The organism is Aureibacter tunicatorum (assembly GCF_036492635.1).
GTDB classification, from domain to species: domain Bacteria; phylum Bacteroidota; class Bacteroidia; order Cytophagales; family Cyclobacteriaceae; genus Aureibacter; species Aureibacter tunicatorum.
Map to the genome: position 1 here is coordinate 2009225 of NZ_AP025305.1, position 21262 is coordinate 2030486.

The window sequence follows — 21262 nt, forward strand, 5'->3', positions numbered from 1 at the left end:
AATTTTCATCTATTTTACTGAAACCATATTTTGTTTTTTAGAAATGCTTCTTTGGTATAGAATTGTTTGGTATAAGCCTCTTGCTAATAAAAATGCGGTAAAACTCAACCATAGTGAATGTGCATCTAAATAATCTGTGGTTAAAAAGTAAAGCGGGAAGAAGACTATGAATGATGAAAAAAACATAGAAGTCAGCATTTCTTTGCTGGCTGTCATCCCGATATAAATGCCATCCCATAGATAAGAAGGGTAGGAGATCAATGGAATGAGCATAACCCAAATTAAAAAATCTTGGCTATAATCAATGACTAGCTTATTTGTGGTAAGCAAGTTGATGATCGAGTTGCCTGCGATAAAATAAATAAGACTGAAGGATAAGGATAAAACAAAACCCCAAGCAAATAATTTCTTGATTGATCTCGTCAAATTTTTATGGTCGTTGGCTCCTAGATATTTTCCCGTCAATGCTTCTGCGGCATAGGCAAGTCCATCGATCAAATAAGAGAAAAAGTAAGTGAACTGTAGAAGAATGGTATTTCCAGCCAAGGCGATACTCCCATAATAAGCTGATTTGGAGGTAAAGAAAGTGAATACGGCGATTAAGCAGAGTGTTCTTAAAAATATGTCCTTATTTATTTTAAAGAAAATGGATAATTCTTTTTTGTTTAAAAGCTTTGCAGTGTTAGGGATGGATTTTAAGTGCGTGCTGTATTTATTCTTGAGAAGGAATATTCCCAATATCAAGGAAAAATATTGAGCAATCAACGTTCCAAGCGCTGCTCCGTCGGCATTCATTTTATAGTAGTAAATAAAGAGGGCGCTGAAAGCAATATTCAGGATGTTGCTGGTAAGTGTAATCAGCATGGGGTATTTGGTATTTTGCATGCCAATGAACCAACCTTGCAAACTGTATAGAGCAATTGTGGCAGGAGCAGCGTAAATTCGGATCAAGAAATATGACTTAGCAACATTGTGAATGGATTGATCGCCTTCCAATAAGTTGAAAGCAATGCTTTCAATAGGCTTTTGAAATAAAATCAAAGACAAGCCAATAGCAATTGCAAGGAATATGGATCTAATTAGAAGCGCTTGTTGCTCTTGGAAATTACTGGCACCAAAAGCTTGTGCGGTTAAGCCTGTAGTACCCATTCTTAAAAAACCAAAACTCCAATATAGTATGTTGAAAATAGTTGTGCCGAGCGCTACAGCGGCTAGGTATATTTCAGAATCTAGCCGTCCGAGAAGAGCAATGTCAACTAAGCCCAGTAGTGGAATACTTATATTGCTGATGATATTAGGGATGGCTAGTTTAAGTATCTGTTTGTTCATAAAGTGCAAGTGTTTGGGGTAATTTTGATGGAATTTTCAATTCAATTTACTTTTTAGATATTCAATAAAATATCGCTTTTATTTTTAAGAAGAAAAGTAATCTCAAATTGGCATAATCATATTTTTTTATATGCAAATTTAAAGTAACTTTCAGCAGAAATTAAACTTTCTAAGTTCATTGAGATTAGTATAAATAAAAGCCATTTCTTCATTTTGAATTCATTTCAAATTAATGTTGAATTGGATTGTAAATATTGCTTTTTGATTTAAATTAATGAAAAATTCTTACTTTGATTTAATTGAGCAAAGTTATTACTTTCCTCAGGAAGGGTTTGATTTAAGAGATAATTATTTAACCTTTCACGGCGTGTCATTGAAGCATTTGATTGACAAGCATGGAACACCTTTCCGATTTATTTATTTGCCAAAAATTGGCGATCAAATAAAAAAAGCCAGAAATCTATTTAATAGAGCGATTAAGAATAATGCTTATAAAGGTAGTTATAAGTATTGTTATGTGACCAAGTGCAATCACTTTTATCATGTCGTCAATGAAGCTTTAAAGCAAGATGTTGAGATTGAGACGTCTTCATCATTCGATATTGATTTGATTTTGGATTTGCACAAGAAAGGCAAGTTGGATAAAGATCGTATGGTGATACATAACGGATATAAAACTGACGAGTATCTTCGCAAGATTATTCATTTGAAGGAATTTGGCTTTCATAATTCGATTATCGTATTGGATAGTCCAAATGAAATTGATAGAATCTCAAAGTTGAGGACCAAGCAAAAGCTGAAAATTGGTTTGAGAATGGCTATCAACGAAGAAGCTCAGTCCGCTTATTACACATCTAGGCTTGGAATTCCTCATAGTGAAATATTAAACTTGTTTAAAGACAAAATACTTGATAACAATAAAGTGGAATTGAAGATGTTGCACTTTTTTGTTGACTCAGGGATTAAGGATACGCCTTATTATTGGGGGGAGTTTCAAAGAGCCTTGAATGTATATGTCGAATTGAAGAAGGAATGCAAAGATTTGGATTCATTTAATCTTGGAGGAGGGTTTCCGATTAGAAACCATTTAGGCTTTGAGTATAATTATGAATACATGATCAATGAGATTATTAAAAATATTAAGGATACATGTTCGTCAGAAAATGTATTAGAGCCTAATATTTTTACTGAGTTTGGCAAATATACTGTCGGTGAAGCGGGTGCAATCATTTTTCAGGTTTTGGAACAGAAAAAACAGAATGATACAGAGCTTTGGTATATTATCAATAACAGCCTGATGAACACTATTCCTGACGCATGGTCTATTCAAGAAAAATTTATTTTGTTGCCGATAAATAAATGGGATAAACCCTATTGCAGAGTAAATATAGGCGGAATTAGCTGCGATCATTCTGATTATTATAATTCTGAAGATTTTAATCAAGAAGTTTTATTGCCAACATATAGTAAAAAGGATAAAGAACCGTTATACATTGGCTTTTTTCATACTGGAGCTTATCAAGATTCTGTAAGTGGTTATGGAGGTATTAAGCATTGTTTGATACCATCCCCAAAGCATGTGATAATCGATCGGGATGAAATGGGGAATATTGTTGATACAGTTTACAGAGAAGAGCAATCTGTTAATGAGATGTTTAATATTCTAGGTTATAATGAAAAATAAGAGAACATATCTAGGTGTTGAAGATTCATTTGGTGAATTTGAAACAGCTTCCATTTTACTGCAATCTATTCCATATGATGGAACTAGTACTTGGGGGAAAGGCGCTGACCTTGGTTTTGAGTCTTTTTTAGAGGCTTCTGAAAATATGGAATTGTATGATATTGAAACCAATTCTGAAGTATATAAAAAGGGCGTGAGTATATTGCCTGAGATTAGTGAAAGTGAAAGTCCCGAGGCTGTATTTGAAACAGTATATAGGCAGACTAAGCATTTGCTGGAGCAGAATAAATTTCTGACATTTTTTGGCGGTGAACATTCGGTTAGTATTGGGATCATGGAGGCATATAGGGAGAAGTTTCCTGATATGAGTGTGCTTCAACTTGACGCGCATACTGACTTGAGAAAGTCTTATAATGGTTCGGAGTATAACCATGCTTGTGCTATGCATAAGATCAGTAGAACAAATAATTTGGTGCAAGTTGGTATCAGAAGCATGGACACAAGTGAATTAGCGTATTTGAACCGAGAAAAATGCTTCTTTGCTGAAGAAATGTATGGTAATACTGATTGGGTAAACAAATCTTTGGACTTGCTAGGAGAGGATGTTTATCTTTCTATAGACTTGGATGTATTTGATCCATCAATAATGCCTTCCACTGGAACACCTGAGCCGGGAGGCATGGATTGGAATACAACGATTCAATATTTGAAGTTGGTGTTTCAACAGAAAAATGTTGTCGGATTTGATATTGTTGAGTTTGCTCCAATTCAATCTTTGAAAGCACCGGATTTCTTGGTTGCGAAATTATATTATAAACTCTTGTCATATAAATACAATGTCTGAAAAAGGAAAAATTTCACAGTTTATGCTTGAAAACTTCAAGCATTTTAATTCTGCGGCATTGGTTGATGCTGCTAAAGGGTATGAAGACCAGCTTAATCAAGGCAATAAGATGATGATAACTCTAGCGGGGGCTATGAGTACGGCTGAATTAGGAAAATCTCTTGCTGAGATGATTAGGCAAGATAAAGTTCAAATTATTTCTTGCACTGGAGCGAATCTAGAGGAGGATATAATGAATTTAGTGGCGCATACTTTTTATAGAAGAGTTCCAGAGTACAGGGATTTGACGCCTCAGCAAGAACGAGAGTTATTGGATCAAGGACTAAATAGAGTTACTGATACTTGCATACCAGAGGAAGAAGCATTCAGAAGATTGCAAAAGCATGTATATGATATTTGGAAAACAGCAGAAAGCAATGGAGAAAGGTATTTTCCACACGAGTACATGTACAAATTGTTGTTGAGTGGTGTGCTTGAGCAGTATTATGAGATAGACCCTAAATACAGTTGGATGTTGGCTGCAGCGGAAAAGAATTTGCCAATAGTGGTTCCTGGCTGGGAAGATTCAACCATGGGGAATATTTTCGCTTCATATTGTATAAAAGGAGAGCTCAAAACAAGTACTGTAAAGTCGGGTATTGAATACATGACTTGGCTAGCGGATTGGTATACGGAAAATACGCAAAAGTCAGGTTTAGGATTCTTTCAGATAGGTGGAGGTATCGCTGGGGATTTCCCTATTTGTGTTGTCCCAATGTTGTATCAAGACCTGGAAAGAACGGATACGCCATTTTGGTCATACTTTTGCCAAATTTCCGATTCTACTACAAGTTATGGATCATATTCAGGGGCTGTTCCTAATGAAAAAATAACTTGGGGTAAATTAGATGCCGATACTCCGAAGTTTATAGTTGAATCTGATGCAACGATTGTTGCCCCTTTGATATTCGCTTATTTATTAGGTCTGTAAAATATAAAAGCTCATATAAGCATTCAATGAATACTTATTATGAGCTTTATTTTTTCATGTGTTTATTTTTTATTCCACTTGCATTCATTTATTAGTGTGGCTACCAGTCCTGTCCAGCCCGTTTGATGAGAGGCACCTACCGCTCTTGAAGTGTCTCCATGCATATATTCTGGAAATAGAATCAAATTTTTGAAATGATCATCTTTGTAAATATCATAATCACCATTGACAGGTCTTTTCCCTTCATTGTCTATTTGGAAGATGGATATTAAACGCTTGGATAGTTCATCTGCAATTTCCTCTAAGTTCATGAAATTGTTTGATCCCGTTGGAAATTCCATTTTGAAATTGTCCTTATAGTAAGTATGATATTCTCTTAAAGAGTGTATTAAAAGATAGTTCATAGGCATCCAAATTGGACCTCTCCAGTTGGAGTTGCCTCCGAATAAGTCCGAGTTTGACTCGCCCGGTTGGTAACTTAAACTGAAATCTTGATTGCCAATTTTTATAGAATACCCATCTTTATGGATTTTAGATAGAGACCTTATTCCTCCAGGAGCTAAAAACTCTGTTTCGTCTAGCAGTACTTTAATGAGTTTTCTAAGCTGATCTTCATTTACCATCGAAAACAGTATGCCATTGTCGTTGTCAATATTATCAATGACACTGTATTTATTTAGCTCTCTACGGTAATTATAAAACCATTTGAGTCTTACCATGAAGTCTGGTATTGTTTCAAGTTCTTCTTTTGTGATAACAGTAATTGCAAAAAGAGGGGTCAGACCAACTAATGAGCGGACTTTGATAGGTAGGTATTCATCATTTGGAAGTTGAAGGACGTCATAGAATAAGCCGTCTTCTTCATCCCAAGCGCCAGTCCAATTTTTTCCAGATTGATTGATCGACTCAGATATGTAGACAAAGTGTTCGAAAAATTTAGTGGAAACATCTTCAAATGATGGATCGAATTTGCATATTTCAATTGATATTTTCATCATATACAACGAAAACATCGCCATCCAGCTTGTTCCGTCTGCTTGTTCAAGTTTTCCACCATCAGGTAAATCTTGACTTCGATCAAAAACACCAATATTGTCAAGTCCCAGAAAGCCTCCTTCAAAGACATTTTTCCCATGCGAGTCTTTCCGGTTAACCCACCAAGTAAAGTTGAGCATTAACTTTTGAAAGATTCGCTTAAGAAAATTTATGTCTGGTTCCTTATTGAATTTACAGTCAATTTTATAAATTTTATAAGCAGCCCATGCATGAACAGGAGGGTTTACATCGCTAAAATTCCACTCATATGCTGGAATTTGTCCATTTGGAGCCATATACCATTCTCTCATTATTAAAATGAGCTGTTCTTTGGCAAATGATGGGTCGACTTCAGCCAAGGTAATACAATGAAAAGCCAAGTCCCAAGCAGCATACCATGGGTACTCCCATTTATCAGGCATGGATACAATATCTTCATTGTTCAATGTCCTCCAGTTTTTGTTTCTTCCATTTAGTCTGTTGTTTGGAGGTTGAGGTTGGCCTTTATCGCCATTTAGCCATATTTCCATATCAATGTGATAAAATTGCTTAGACCACAACATGCCTGAGTAGGCTTGCTCCTGAATCATTTTAATATCTTTATTGCATGCATCGGGAGAAATTGAACTATAGAAATTAGCTTTTTCTGAGATTCTATCCTTGAAGACCGTTTCTAAATGTTTAAAAGGGTTGTCATTAGACCTTTTCTTTGAAAGTCTAAATGTAAAGGATTTGGATTCTTTTGCCGACAGATTAATCTGGTAGAGCGGGGAAAATTTTGTTCCTTTATTTGGAGAACTATAGGAATCAAGCTTGTTGTTAACTAGCAGTTCATGAAAATAATCCTTTTTGAATGAAGCATCACTGTCAATGCCAAAAACTTTGAAATTATTAGTTTCATTTTCAGTGAATAATTCATAGTCGCATTGATCGTAATAAAAATTGTATTCGCCAATAGTAGGGTGATTGCAAACAACAGTTTCCCAATTTTCAACAATATCAATTTTTTCAATTATCGGCTTTTCAATCTCTTTACCAAAGCTCCATTTGTTTCTAAACCATATAGTTGGCAGTAAACTTAATGAGGAAGCCACATCACTTCGGTTTTCAACAGTGATTTTAATGAAAATATCATCAGGTCCAGCTTTAGCGTATTCTACAAAGATATCAAAGTATCTGTTGTCTTTGAAGCAATTGGTGTCTAGTAATTCATATTCAGGATCATCCTTGGATCTGGATTGGTTAGTATTGAGCAAATCCGCGTAAGGATATTCGTCTATTGGATATTTATAAAGGTATTTCATGTATGAATGTGTGGGCGTATTTTCTAGATAATAGTAAAGCTCCTTCACATCTTCTCCATGATTACCTTCATGCCCATTTAGACCGAATAACCTTTCTTTCAAAATGGGGTCTTTATGATTCCAAACACACAATGAAAAACATAGATTTTGCAGCTCGTCTGAAATTCCGGCTATTCCATCTTCGCCCCATCTATAGGCTCTGGAACGAGCATGCTCGTGTGGGAAATAATCCCATGCATTGCCATCATCACTGTAATCCTCTCGGACTGTTCCCCACTGCCTTTCACTTAAATAAGGGCCCCATTTCATCCAAGGAATAGATTCTTGATATTTTTCATTGATTCTTCTATGCTCAGCTGATTCCATTGATTTAGTTTTTAAAAATTATCTATTAACCATTCGTTGTAAAACCTGGATATAATGTCATTCCTCCATCAACAAATAATGTAACTCCATTGACATAATCAGACTCGTCTGAAGCCAACCATACAGCAGCTTTGCCAATATCAACGGGGTCGCCAACTCTTTTATAAGGGATTAATTTGAGCAGTTCCTTTTCCGCTTCGGGATTTGACCATGCCGAGTAGTTTATTGTAGTTTTGATCGCGCCTGGTCCGATACTGTTCACTCTGATTTTCTGAGGAGCTAGTTCTTGAGCCATGGACTGCATCAGCAATTTAACGCCTCCTTTTGACGCCGCATAATTGGCATGGCCAGCCCAAGGAACGACTTCATGGACAGAGCTCATGCAGATGATTTTTCCTCTTGCTTTGGAGTTTGTTTTATTTGGATCTTTTTGAAGAAATTCTCTAACAGCTTCTCTTGAGCATAAAAACTGACCTGTAAGATTGACATTCAAAACCATTTGCCATTGGTCTAATGTCATTTCAGCGAAGGAGGAGTCTCTTTGTATCCCTGCATTATTAACTAGTATGTCAATGACTCCAAAATGGACTTTTAGAGTTTGAAACATACTTTGGACTTCTTCTTCTTTGCTCACATCAGCTTTGAGCGCGATTGCCTCCCCACCAAAGTCTGATATTTCTTTTAAAACGGCTTGAGTGGCTTCTTCTTGAGCGATATAATTTATTCCTACTTTGGCTCCAGCTTTGGCTAATTCAATAGCAACAGCTTTTCCTATGCCTGAGTTTGCTCCTGTGACCAAAGCAACTTGGCCTGATAATACACCTGATATGGACATCTTTATGAATTGAAATGTTGTGAAATATGTTTAGCTACTCTAAGAGCATTGGCAATGATCGTAAGTGATGGATTGACAGCGCCACTGGAAGGGAAAAAACTTCCATCAACTACATAGAGATTAGTTAAGTCATGAGCTTTGCAGTTAACATCTAAGACGGACTCTTTAGGATCTTCACCAAATCTCATTGTGCCGCATTGATGGCCAACAGCTTGCAACGGAATTTTCTTTTTAAAATACAAGGAATGCGGAACAATATAGTTGGCACAATCGATAGACTTTAGGATTTTAGTCCATTTATCCATTAGTTTTTGAAATGATTTTTGATTATTGTCTTTGTAAACCAAATGTATTTTTCCATTTTTTGTAAAGACACGATTTTCCAAATCCGGAAGGTCCTCATTGGTTAGCCACCAGTCAATTGAATGGGTAGCCATTTGTTCAAGGACAAAGCCTGGAGCAAATGACGGAGCATCCGCACCTAACATGTCTTTATCTACCTTTCCAAGAAGCTGTACATGGCCCATTGGATATTTGTAATCTTTATCACCCCAATAGAAATCGTTGACTGCTAAAGTTTTCTGAAATGAGGTAGGGTTAGGCTTGTCGCTTAGGCCTAGAATAGCTCCATTGTTATGCTTCATGAAGTTTCGACCAACCAAATCACTGCTGTTAGCCAGACCATTTGGGTGTTTTTCATTTGCTGAATTTAGCAACAAAACAGCGGAATTAATTGCTCCGCATGAAACGACAACTATTTTCGCTTCCGCAAATTGTATTTCTCCATCTTTTGTGAATTCTACTTTATTGATGGTATCTCCTGAAGTTGTAGTATGAAGTTTTGTTACTTTTGCTTCTGTTATTAAAGTAATGTTGTCTTTTTTAAGACTTGGTCTGACACAGTTGATATCGCTATCAGCTTTTGCATGAATCAGACATGGAAAACCGTCGCAAGTATTGCATTTGATGCATTGGCTTTCAAGTTCATTTTCTTCATTAAGCTTGACGCCTAAAGGAATATAAAATGGATTAAGTCCTTTATCCTTAAGTTTGTCATGAACTTCTTGTATTCTAGTTTCGTGTTGCACAGGAGGGTAGTGGTATTTTTTAATTCTTGGCTCGCTAGCATCAATACCCTGCAATCCGTGTACATTGTATAGCTTTTCCGCTTCGTCATAATATGGCTCGAAGTCACTGTATTTTAACGGCCAAACGGGAGAAACTCCGTCTTGATGTTTGACTTCGTTAAAATCATTTTCTCTAAGTCTGAATAATGCGGCTCCATAGACTTTAGTATTTCCTCCTACCCAATATCCAGTGCCTGGATGAATAGGATTTTCATTTTTGTCATACCATTTTTCTTTGGTGTGATATCGGTCATTTTGAAATACGGATATTGAATTCCAGTTTTCTTTTTCTCTAGGTAGGAAGGAGCCTCTTTCAAGAATTAAAATCTTAAGGTTTGGATTCTCTTTTGCTAATTTGTGTAATAGTGTTCCACCGCCTGCACCGGTCCCTACTATTATTACATCGTAATCTTTATTCATCGTATTTGTATTAGTTAACTTCTTAACTCACAATGATTAACAGATGTTTATTCTATAGAATTATAAAGATACAGGTGCTTTATGTTTGCGTATTTGGGATCCTATGTAGATAGCTGATGAAGAACAAATAAAAAGTATTATGCTATATTCAATAGGAGGGAGGAAGTTCTTGGAGCCAATAATCAAAGTTGAGTAAAGAATGATACCATAGAAAGTTATGATTAATATTGAAACCAGTTTTTCATTGGAATCGAAAATCCAAGTGCCAACATAGCCCCCGATCAAACAAGCAAAGAAGCTATAAAAGGCTTTGTAGATTAAAAAATCAAAACTGTTACGAATTTTGTAAAATAAATGAGGACTTGTGCTCAATTGATTCGCGGATTCATTGCTTATTAGCAATATGCTTATGAATTCTATGACTTCCGATAGTAATGTGATGATTAATACGCTTATTACTAAAGCTAGTGATAGTTGTATAATTTTAAACATAAAGGCATGAGTTTGAAATAAAACTCATGCCTTTGTAAAATGTTAGTTAGCTTCTCTTTTATAAAAGACATATCCATTCTTTTCTCCAATACGAATGGCGTCAGTAATTTCTTTTTCAAATTGTTCTTGTTTGTGTATTTTGGTGATGATATACACATCTTTGTCTATGTCTTTTCCGTAATGCAACCAATCTCTGGAATACTTTTCATGGCGATCTTCAGGGATCATTTCAGAGTAGAAAAAAGGTGCGTAACTTTTATATTTTTTAGTTACTACATAGCTATTTCGATGGTCAAGAGATTTGATGAATTCAACAGCGGCATTTTGAGATATTTTTTCAGCTTTTGCAATATAGAATATCAGACCAAGCTGCAATGTTAAAGCTGTTCCAATAGAAAGTACTCCGAATCCGATTAGTTCTTTTTGTTTATTGATTTGATATATGCAAATGATTATACTGGCGATTAAGATAATTCCTGAAAGGGATTCAATTCCACTTACACTTACATCAGCGTTTAAGTTGGCTAATGTGAATTTATCTTTAATCAAAGGCTTGATCTTGTCAATATTCATGTATGCAAGAGGTGTAATGAATAGAATAAAACCGATTAATCCGCCTATGGCATAAAGCATGTTTTTCATCCATCCAGTTAAATGCTCTCTTTTATTTACAATCTCGTAAACGCTTAAGGCTGCTAAATAGGTCAATGGGAAATAGGCCATTGATGAATAATGAACAATTTTAGATTGTACTATTGTGAATAAGATCAATATTGTCCAAAGCAAAATATTCATCCATATCTTAAAATCTTTTTCATAAAATGTGCTGAAGTTCTTCTGCATCATTCCTTTTAAAGCGAAAATAGATGAAGGAAAACAACCTATTAAAATCACTACAAAATGATAACCGAAGAAGCCGCCATGTCCCGCGTCTTTTGTTTCAAACAATCTGATCTGGTATTTTACAAAAGTTTCCACAAACCAAGGACCGTTGATGATCGTTTCTATTCCAAACCAAGATAAAGCGGTAAGACAGCTGATTAAAATAAAGGTAAACACGCTTTTAGGAGAAATGAATAACTTGAATTTTTGCATTATCCAGTAAACTCCGAAACAAAGGCCTATGATAAGGATCGCAACAGGGCCTTTGGTTAGCATAGCAAGACCAGTGTAGAAACCACCTAATACGGCATAGTAAATTGGTTTTCTATTTAAAACCAGAACATCAATCTCTTTCTGTTTCCAATAGGCTAATATTAAATTGTACATTCCTAGCAAAATGAAAAGGTTGAACCAAGGGTCAATAATTCCACTTTTGAAATATAGCGCAGGCAATATTGAACCAAAATATGCTCCGGCCCATAATATGCCAAACAATTGGTCTTTTAATTTTTTCCCAATATTGAACAGAACCACAAGTGTTACTATTCCGCAAATAGCATTTGGAAATCTCGCCGCATATTCACCTATTCCAAACAAATGCATGGATAAAGCTTGCAACCAGAAAAATAATGGTGGTTTTTCCCAAAAAGGCTCATAGTCTACATGGACTTTTAGGTACTCGCCCATTATAACCATCTCTCTGGATATTTCCGCAAAATTAATTTCATCCCAATCGAATAGATGAACACCACCTAGAAAAGGGAGATAAAAGACAGCTGAAATCAATGCGATTATTAACTGAACTTTATACTTTGCAAAAAAGGAGGTTTCTTCAGTTTTCGATTGATTTTTTGTTATTGTTGAAAGTGACATCAAAAAGAAGGTGTTAATTCAAGTATTTGTATTTCTTTAAACCGATATTATGCAGGAAATATTGCATTGAAACGCTTAAAACACCAAGACCGTAAATCGTGCTTCTTTTCAAATTGATTGAAGAAGCATCTTCAAAATACTTTGTCGGGCAGGTAACTTCAGCAATATCATATCCTTTATTGCAAATTTGAGCAATTATTTGATTGTCAAAAACAAAATCGTCGGATAACATATTGTAATTAACGCTTTTTAAGACTTCTCCAGAAAAAGCTCTGTAGCCAGTATGGTACTCGCTTAGCTTTTGATTCATCAGTACATTCTGTGTGAATGTCAAGAATCTGTTTGCTATATATTTGTATATTGGCATTCCACCTTTCAATGCGCCTTTGCCTAGAATTCGAGACCCAAAAACTACTGGATATACATCATTTCCGATTATGGAAATCATTGCTGTAAGAAGTTTTGGAGTGTATTGATAGTCAGGATGAAGCATGATGATAATGTCGCCTCCAAGCTCAAGCGCTTTATTATAACATGATTTTTGATTTCCTCCGTACCCTGTGTTATTTTCGTGAGTGATTATATGTACTATGCCTAGTTTTTTTGCAACCTCTGATGTATTATCAGAGCTATGGTCGTCTACCAAAACAACTTCATCCACTAGGTCGAAAGGTATTTCATTATATGTGATTTCTAATGTTTTCGCAGCGTTATAAGCTGGCAATACAATAACTACTTTTTTGTGTTTATACATGGTTGATAATAAGAATTAAAAAATCTATGCGAACAAATATATCGAATAAATTTTTTAATAGTCCAATATTATTGAGAAAAAGCGTATTATTGCATTATTGGAATATTTATAAGTATATCATGAAAAAAAACAAGATACTATTGCTTATTGGCTTTATAATTTTTATGGTGGTTATATTGATCGTAATGATTGATATTTCATCCAAGACGAAGTTTCCAGGACAAATAAACGATGCTCAGGAAGAGGTTATTCCTTAAGGGTTTCATTGCTTTCTGTTATTATCAACTTGAGTTTATTTGCCAACAAGTTTATAGTTGATCCTTGGATAAGCACGGAGGCTAATACGACGAAAAAGACAATATTGAAGATGTCATCGGCATTTTTGAGTCCGAGTATTGCTGGGTAAATAGCAAATACTATTGGAGTTGCTCCTTTGAGTCCGACCCATGAGATGAAAGTTTTTTTCCTCCATGAGGCTTTTGATAAGGCATAAACGCTGAATACAGAGAGAGGCCTTGCTATAAACAGACTTATTCCGGCGATCAATAAACCTTTACCTAAAAATGGAAGCATTTGGTTAGGAAAAACTTGTAATCCAAGAACTAGGAACATTGTGATTTGCATGAACCAAGAGACTCCTTGGAAAAAATGTATGATATCGTATTTTTCGGAGAAATCGCCATTTCCAATAATTATGCCCATAATGTATACAGCCAAAAAGCCGCTTCCTTGAACAAAGTTAGCTGAAGAAAAGGCTAAAGTAACCAAGGAGATCATGAGCACTGGGTATAAACCTTTATTGGCTAGATTAATATTTTTAAGTATGTATAATGATAATTTGCCGAAAAGTATGCCGATGATAAAGCCCATTGACATTTGAATTAAAAAAGTAGGAAATAGGATTAAAAAGTTGTTTGATCCATTCATAATCATTTTAGAGAAACTTATTGTAAGAAAATAGGCCATAGGGTCATTGCATCCGGATTCCAATTCCAATGTTTTTGTTATGTTTTCTTTTAATCTGAATTTTCCGGTTTTCATAATTGAAAATACCGCTGCTGAATCGGTAGAAGATATAATAGAACCAATTAGAAGACTTTCAATAAATGTAAAATGAGTCGTGATATGAATTAAAGAACCTGCTATAAACACACTCAGAAAGACTCCTATAGTTGCCAAGCTAATTCCTTCAGGTAGAATGTTTTTTATATATGTCCATCTGGTTTCAAGACCTCCTGAAAAAAGAATAAATGATAAAGCTACACCGCCTAATGCTTCAGAAAACTTGGGGGCGTTGAAATAAAAATCGTATTTGCCTCCGTTGCCAAATAACATGCCAATGCCAAGAAATACCAAAAGTGAAGGTATTCCATAGTTTGTGGAGGGTTTGCTAATCAGTATGCTAATCAGAAGAAGCAATGAGCTTACAAAAAGTATTTCGGTGAGATTATATTCCAATGTATCTTTTTAATAATAAAGATATTAGAAGTGAGTTTTGTTGAAATATTATTAAATAAAAAAAGCAACGAGAGCTCGTTGCTTTTTTTAACGTTTCAAATTTAATATTAATCTTGTCTAGATCCGATTTTTGCAGAATAGTATTCTCTATTCATTCTTGCAATGTTGCTTAGGCTAATTCCTTTTGGACATTCAGCTTCACAAGCACCAGTGTTAGTACAAGCGCCGAAACCTTCAGAATCCATTTGATTAACCATTGCAGTAACTCTTCGTGTTCTTTCTGCATTACCTTGTGGTAATAAAGCTAATTGTGAAACTTTAGCAGAAACGAATAGCATTGCAGATGCATTTTTACACGCTGCTACACAAGCACCACAACCGATACAAGCAGCAGCATCCATAGCCAAATCAGCTTTTTCCTTAGGAATAGGAATAGCGTTAGCGTCTGGAATTCCTCCTGTGTTCACACCTACGTGTCCACCAGCTTGAATAATTCTTTCAAACGAGCTTCTATCAACTACAAGATCTTTCAAAACAGGGAAAGCCTTTGCTCTCCAAGGTTCGATAGTGATTGTATCGCCATCGTTGAATGTTCTCATATGCAACTGGCAAACTGTGATTTCTTCCTCAGGTCCATGAGGACGACCATTGATGAACAATGAGCACATACCACATATACCTTCACGGCAATCACTGTCAAAATGTATAGGATCTTCATTCTTAGCAACTAGATCCTCGTTAAGTATATCTAGCATTTCTAAAAATGATGATCCTTCAGAAATATTCGATATTTTATATTCTTTAAACTGTCCTTTGCTCTTACTGTCTTTTTGACGCCAAACTTTGAGTGTTAAATCCATGTCTTAATAACTTGGTTTGTTAACTAAATCCTTAAAGGAGAAAGTAACCTTTCTCCTAATTTTATTTATAACTTCTTTGAGTAAGTTTTACATTCTCAAAGATTAGCTCTTCTTTATGAAGTACAGGTTCGTTATTGTCCCCTTTGTATTCCCAAGCGGAAACGAAAGTGAAGTTCTCATCATCACGCTTAGCCTCGTTTTCCTCAGTTTGGTGCTCTTCTCTGAAGTGACCACCGCATGATTCTTCTCTAACTAAAGCATCCTTGCACATCAATTCACCTAGTTCCATGAAGTCAGCAACTCTTAGCGCATTTTCAAGCGACATATTTAGCTCTTCATTTGTTCCTAGTACTTTTACATCTTCCCAGAAGTTCTTTCTAAGAACTTGAATTTCTTTGATTGCTTCTTGAAGACCTTGAGCGTTCCTAGCCATACCGCATTTGTCCCACATGATTTTTCCTAATTTCTTGTGGAATTCTAGCACAGAAGTTTGGCCTTTGATAGAAAGAAGTTTGTTGATTCTTTCTTTTACGCTATCAAGGGCTTTAGTGAATTCAGGATGGCTTGTTTCTACTTTCGTGTAAGCCATTTCAGCTAGGTAATTTCCGATTGTGTAAGGAATTACAAAATACCCATCGGCAAGACCTTGCATCAAGGCTGAAGCTCCTAGTCTGTTAGCTCCGTGATCAGAGAAGTTGCACTCTCCGATTGCAAACAAACCATCAACAGTTGTCATCAAATTATAATCAACCCAAAGTCCACCCATAGTGTAGTGAACAGCAGGATAGATCATCATTGGAGTTTTGTAAGGATTATCAGCGGTGATCTTTTCGTACATTTGGAATAAGTTTCCATATTTCGCTCTGATCACATCCTCGCCATCTCTTTTGATTGCATCTGCGAAATCAAGGTATACTGCTAGTCCAGTTGAACCAACTCCTCTGTCTGCATCACAAACTTTTTTGGCATTTCTAGAAGCAACGTCTCTTGGAACCAAGTTACCAAATGAAGGGTAAATTCTTTCCAAGTAATAGTCTCTGTCCTCTTCGTTAATGTTTTCAGGTCTCAATTCTCCTTTTTGGATCTTTTGAGCCATCTCAACAGTTTTTGGAACCCAAACTCTACCGTCATTCCTTAATGATTCAGACATCAAAGTAAGCTTTGACTGTTGATCTCCATGAACAGGAATACAAGTAGGGTGAATTTGAGTGAAGCAAGGGTTTGCAAACAAAGCACCTTGTTTGTGAGCTCTCCAAGCGGCAGAACCATTACATCCCATAGCATTTGTTGACAAGAAGAACACGTTTCCGTATCCACCAGTCGCTAATACTACTGCATGCGCGCTATGAGCTTCAACAGCTCCAGTAACCATATTTCTAGAAATGATACCTCTTGCCTTGTTATCAACTTTTACAAGTTCCACCATTTCAGTTCTAGGGCATAATTTTACTTTACCCTTGTTAACTTGTCTTGAAAGTGCGCTATAAGCACCTAGCAATAACTGCTGTCCCGTTTGACCACGAGCATAGAATGTACGCGAAACCTGAGCTCCACCGAATGATCTATTATCAAGCAAACCGCCATACTCTCTTGCGAAAGGCACACCTTGAGCCACACATTGATCAATGATGCTGTTCGATACCTCAGCTAGTCTGTATACATTCGCTTCGCGAGCTCTGTAGTCACCACCTTTGATAGTATCGTAAAAAAGTCTGTAAATCGAGTCACCGTCGTTTTGATAGTTCTTCGCAGCGTTGATACCACCTTGGGCAGCAATGGAGTGAGCTCTTCTTGCTGAATCTTGATAGAAAAACGCTTTTACATTATAGCCTAATTCTGCAAATGACGCAGCGGCAGAAGCACCAGCCAAACCAGTACCAACAACTATAACATCGTACTTTCTTTTATTCGCTGGGTTAACCAGTTTTAAATTGAATTTATGTTTACTCCACTTTTCAGCCAATGGGCCTTCAGGAATTTTCGAATCTAATATCATGTCTCTAATGATTTTAGGAATGATTAATCATTTAAACAAAAAGGTATACGTAGATTGGCATAATAGCGAATCCAAAAGGAACTACAATCGAGAAGATTGTACCTAGCGCCTTGATGATAGGAGTGTATTTAGGATGATTCAATCCTAAAGTTTGGAAGGCACTTTGAAATCCATGATTAAGATGATACCCTAAGAAAATCATCGAAATAACATAAACAGCTACAATCCAAAGCTGTTTAAAAGCAGCAACAACGATTGTGTAAAGATCTTTGTACTCAACACCGTCGATTGTCGTAACAGGCAAATCATTGCTGATCTTTGCTCTGTACCAAAACTGAGCCATGTGCAAAACAATGAAAATCAGGATTACTGTTCCTAGAATTCCCATGTTTCTTGAGCTCCACTTACTGTTGGCTTTAGCATCAACAGTAGCGTATGCAACTGGTCTTGCAGCCTTGTTTTGATTAGTAAGAATCAAAGAAATCAAGGCGTGAGCTATGATGCTGAAATACAGGACGTAAGCTACTGTCTTGATTAGCGGATTGGCTGCTAGGGCGGCTGAATAAAGGTTAAATGCCTGTCCCCCATCATTAACGAATAATTGAAGATTTCCCAGTAGGTGAATCACCAAAAATGTGATCAGGAATAACCCTGTAAGAGCCATCCAAATCTTACGGCCTAATGTCACCGAAAATGTTTGTTTAACCTTACTCATGTTTAGTTTTTGTGTAAATAAAATTGTTTATATTATCTAATTTCAATTCAAATTTATGACTCAATTTGACTCAAAACAATGAGTCGCATCATATTGGGTCTAATTTTAAATTATTCTAAATAAGTTGGACTGTCATATGACTCAAATCCATTCATGAAACTTAGCTTTATACTAAATGTTCACATCAGTAGTTTCAAAATAGATATTTCATTAATGAAGTAAAAGGAGCTATTGGTTTTATTCAAAAACTTAGAAAAATAAAATGAAATAAAATTTTGTTTATATTTGAACATTTCAGCTGTGGATAAATTATTTAATTATTGATTTATGCAATGTTGTTATCATAATTTTTGATATATTATATTTAACCAATAGATTAAATCTTATTTGTTTCCGCATGAAAAGGAGTAATATTTTTAAATATATTTTTATTGTTTGCCTAATGTGTATTTCTGTGCTAGAAAGTTATGCCACACATATTAGAGCTGGAGAGATTATAGCTGAAGTTATAGATTGTTCTTCTTATACTTATAGGTTGAAAATTATTGGTTATACTGACACAGGATCAGATGTTCAGTTTGGGGGAGGAGAGATCGACTTTGGCGATGGATCGGAGAAGCATGCATTTTCCACTGATGAGTTTGTTGTCAAAAATGACTTGGGTGATGAAGTCGCTGTGACTGTTTTTGAGATTGTGCATTCATTTCCAAGTCCGGGAGAATTTATAATCTCTTTTAAAGAATTCAATAGGAACGCAGGTGTTGTGAACATGAACAACTCAGTGAATACGCCTTTTTACATTGAAACCAAAATTATAATTGATCCATTTATTGGCTGTAATGAGACTGTGCAGTTATCGATACCACCTATAGATAAAGCTGCTGTTGGTATCGAATTTTTTCATAATCCTGGGGCATGGGATCCTGACGGCGATAGTTTGTCATACGAGATTGTTGTTAATAAGCAAGATAGAGATAGAGATGTTTTCAATTATAGATTCCCAAATGATGATGAGTTTAATGGAGAGAAAGAAGGAGGCGGAAAGCCTGCTATTTTCAACATTAATCCGCTTAATGGGGATTTGACATGGAATTCTCCAGGCAGGATAGGAGAGTATAATATCGCATTTAGAGTTTACGAATGGCGCTGGATTCCTGAAGCAGAAACATGGTTTTCTATGGGTTATGTGACTAGAGATATGCAGATTTTAGTAGAAGACTCTGATAATAATAGACCAGAACTTGAAATCCCAAGTGATACTTGTGTAACTGCTGAAGAAGTATTGGATAAGGTGATATATGGGACAGATATAGATAATGACAATGTGAAAATCGAAGCATTTGGACATTTGTTGAATGAAAGCTTTATAACTAAATACAAACCTGAGTTTTCGCCGAGTCCTGCTTATTTTCAGCCTGTGAAGGCAGAGGCCGAATTCAAATGGATTCCTCCAATGTCATATGTTAGAGATGAGCCATATGCTTTAAGGTTTAAAATCACTGATGATGGAAGGCCCAAGTTGACGAATTTTGAAACATGGAATATTACTGTAGTAGCTCCAGCTCCAAACTTTATGGAGGCGGAGTTAATCGCTGTTAAAGATTCTGAGGAACTGGTGAATGTAAGTTTGAAATGGGAGAATTATTATGACTCTAATATTTTTGATGTTGATCGTGAACCGATTATAAATATCTATAGAAAAATAGGCTCTTATGACTTTAATCCTGATAATTGCGAGATAGGAATTCCGGAAAGTTCAGGATATCAGAAAATTGGAGAGGTAAATGGAAAGAATGTTATTTCTTTTTTGGATTCGGATATTAATTTCGGAGCCAATTATTGCTATCGTTTGGTTGCTGAGTTTAAAGATCAAAAAGGAGGGAAGAGTTATGCTTCTCAAGAATTATGCGTAACAATTGACGAGGTTCCGGATGAGTACCCTGATGGAACAGAGAATCCAAATGGAGGGAAGTTTTCTGCGATTATTACGAATGTAGATATAAATTCAACTTCGGATGACCAGGGTGAGGTAATTGTAAAATGGGTTGATCCTTTTTTAGCAGATGAAGAGAAGTACCCTGGACCATTTGCATATACTCTTATTCGAATAGATCAAGATGGGGTAGAAACAACAGTGCTGGAGAACTCTGATGAACTAATATTTACAGATAAGGGATTGGATACAAGAAATAAGATTTATACTTATAAAGTAGTTGCTAAATCATCTAATAATGTTGAAATGCCTGCTTCGGCTAAAGCATCCAGTGTTCGATTGAATTTGTTGGCTAAGGCGAATAATATAACTGTTTTTTGGAATGCGGATGTTCCTTGGACAAATCAAAGCCAGAGTCATCCTTATCATCGTATCTATAGAAATAAAGTGGATAGCGACGATTTGGACAAATTTGTTTTATACGATTCTGTGATGGTTATTAATAGTCCATTTGAGTATACAGATACTGGCAAGGACGCAGGACTTAATATTAATGAAGAGTATTGTTATAGAATAATGACTGTTGGAAGTTATGAAAATGAACAAATAGACAGTCCACTCTTAAATAGAAGTCAAGAAATATGCGGAAAGGCTGATGATGGCTTGCCGCCATGTGCTCCATCTTCGGTTCAAGCAAACGCTTTGGAAGAAAATAGATGCGAGAATGTGCTAAACAGTTTGCCGTGTAGAGATCTGAACGGTATCGAAAATATATTGACATGGAAATCGGACTTTAGCGCAAGGTGCTTGCAGGACTTTATGAGGTACCAAGTATTTTATTCAAGAAATTCTGAAGGACCATTTGAAATGATAGGGTATAGTGTCGAAGATTCATTTATTCATACTAGAAATAATTCTTTGGCAGGGTGTTATTACATTAAATCGGAAGATTTCTCGGGGAATTTGAGCGATCCAACAGATACGGTGTGTATTGACAATTGTCCTTATTATGAACTTCCAAACGTTTTCACTCCAAATGGTGATGCTATCAATGAGAAGTTCAGGCCATTTGGCGAGGAGTTTGGCGGTAGCGAAGGTAGATGTCCAAGGTTCGTGAAAAGCTTGTCTTTTAAAGTTTACAATAGAAATGGTGTAGAGCAATTCGAATATGAGAACGTGGTCAATGAGGATGATACCGATTTGTCTGGAGTTTATATTGATTGGAATGGTCAAACGAATTCTGGGAACGATTTGCCATCTGGCGTTTACTATTATTTGCTTGAAGTTGAGTTTGATGTTATAGATCCAAATAAGCAGACTCAGTTGTTTAAAGGATGGGTGCATCTAGTAAGGTAAGTTTACTTATCGAACAGTCTTTTATAATG

At 35.9% G+C, this 21262-nt stretch carries 15 protein-coding genes; 5 read left to right on the forward strand and 10 right to left on the reverse strand.

What is annotated here, in order from left to right; translation table 11 throughout:
- Positions 1–9 precede the first annotated feature (9 nt).
- Positions 10–1329: an MATE family efflux transporter gene (locus AABK36_RS08635; protein WP_309939488.1), complete on the reverse strand. Its 1320-nt coding sequence runs from the start codon at positions 1327–1329 to the stop codon at positions 10–12.
- A 274-nt stretch (positions 1330–1603) separates the two neighbouring features.
- Here AABK36_RS08635 and AABK36_RS08640 point away from each other — a divergent pair, with 274 nt between their 5' ends.
- Genes AABK36_RS08640 through AABK36_RS08650 form a run of 3 tightly spaced genes read left to right on the forward strand, consistent with a single transcriptional unit; the run spans position 1604 to position 4827 of the window.
- Complete coding sequence (locus AABK36_RS08640) at positions 1604–3013, forward strand: type III PLP-dependent enzyme domain-containing protein (RefSeq protein ID WP_309939490.1); 1410 nt, start codon at positions 1604–1606, stop codon at positions 3011–3013.
- Complete coding sequence (speB, locus tag AABK36_RS08645) at positions 3003–3857, forward strand: agmatinase (protein WP_309939491.1); 855 nt, start codon at positions 3003–3005, stop codon at positions 3855–3857. Before AABK36_RS08640 ends, speB begins: the two co-directional genes overlap by 11 nt.
- Before the next feature lie 22 nt (positions 3858–3879).
- On the forward strand, positions 3880–4827 hold the full coding sequence (locus AABK36_RS08650; RefSeq protein WP_374709123.1) for a deoxyhypusine synthase family protein: 948 nt from the start codon (positions 3880–3882) through the stop codon (positions 4825–4827).
- 62 nt (positions 4828–4889) lie between these two features.
- Here the strand turns inward: AABK36_RS08650 and AABK36_RS08655 are convergent, their stop codons facing one another.
- The 5 genes from AABK36_RS08655 to AABK36_RS08675 all read right to left on the reverse strand — a co-directional run bounded on the left by AABK36_RS08655 (position 4890) and on the right by AABK36_RS08675 (position 12915).
- On the reverse strand, positions 4890–7532 hold the full coding sequence (locus AABK36_RS08655; protein ID WP_309939493.1) for an MGH1-like glycoside hydrolase domain-containing protein: 2643 nt from the start codon (positions 7530–7532) through the stop codon (positions 4890–4892).
- Positions 7533–7557: 25 nt separating this feature from the next.
- Positions 7558–8367 carry an SDR family oxidoreductase gene (locus AABK36_RS08660; RefSeq protein WP_374709124.1) on the reverse strand — a complete coding sequence of 270 codons (810 nt, stop codon included), beginning with the start codon at positions 8365–8367 and terminating at the stop codon, positions 7558–7560.
- A gap of 2 nt (positions 8368–8369) precedes the next feature.
- Positions 8370–9914 (reverse strand): GMC oxidoreductase, encoded by a 1545-nt coding sequence (locus AABK36_RS08665; RefSeq protein WP_309939494.1) that lies wholly within the window; start codon positions 9912–9914, stop codon positions 8370–8372.
- Positions 9915–10448: 534 nt separating this feature from the next.
- On the reverse strand, positions 10449–12161 hold the full coding sequence (locus AABK36_RS08670) for an ArnT family glycosyltransferase (RefSeq protein ID WP_309939495.1): 1713 nt from the start codon (positions 12159–12161) through the stop codon (positions 10449–10451).
- A 13-nt stretch (positions 12162–12174) separates the two neighbouring features.
- Positions 12175–12915, reverse strand: coding sequence for a glycosyltransferase family 2 protein (locus AABK36_RS08675; protein ID WP_309939496.1), 741 nt, complete (start codon positions 12913–12915; stop codon positions 12175–12177).
- A gap of 119 nt (positions 12916–13034) precedes the next feature.
- On the opposite strand from AABK36_RS08675, the gene AABK36_RS08680 reads away from it, so the two are divergent.
- Complete coding sequence (locus tag AABK36_RS08680) at positions 13035–13172, forward strand: hypothetical protein (RefSeq protein WP_309939498.1); 138 nt, start codon at positions 13035–13037, stop codon at positions 13170–13172.
- Here AABK36_RS08680 and AABK36_RS08685 read toward each other — a convergent pair.
- The 4 genes from AABK36_RS08685 to AABK36_RS08700 form a co-directional block, all read right to left on the reverse strand.
- On the reverse strand, positions 13162–14373 hold the full coding sequence (locus AABK36_RS08685; RefSeq protein WP_309939500.1) for a potassium/proton antiporter: 1212 nt from the start codon (positions 14371–14373) through the stop codon (positions 13162–13164). The two genes, AABK36_RS08680 and AABK36_RS08685, sit on opposite strands and share 11 nt — an antisense overlap.
- Before the next feature lie 107 nt (positions 14374–14480).
- On the reverse strand, positions 14481–15233 hold the full coding sequence (locus tag AABK36_RS08690; protein ID WP_309939501.1) for a succinate dehydrogenase/fumarate reductase iron-sulfur subunit: 753 nt from the start codon (positions 15231–15233) through the stop codon (positions 14481–14483).
- Positions 15234–15294: 61 nt separating this feature from the next.
- Positions 15295–17229, reverse strand: a complete 1935-nt coding sequence (locus AABK36_RS08695; RefSeq protein ID WP_309939502.1) for a fumarate reductase/succinate dehydrogenase flavoprotein subunit — start codon at positions 17227–17229, stop codon at positions 15295–15297.
- Between the two features lie 31 nt (positions 17230–17260).
- Entirely contained in the window at positions 17261–17944 is a 684-nt protein-coding gene (locus AABK36_RS08700; protein ID WP_309939503.1) for a succinate dehydrogenase cytochrome b subunit, read from the reverse strand.
- Positions 17945–18398: 454 nt separating this feature from the next.
- Between AABK36_RS08700 and AABK36_RS08705 the strand changes: the two genes are divergently transcribed.
- Positions 18399–21233 carry a T9SS type B sorting domain-containing protein gene (locus tag AABK36_RS08705; RefSeq protein WP_309939504.1) on the forward strand — a complete coding sequence of 945 codons (2835 nt, stop codon included), beginning with the start codon at positions 18399–18401 and terminating at the stop codon, positions 21231–21233.
- Positions 21234–21262: the final 29 nt, after the last annotated feature.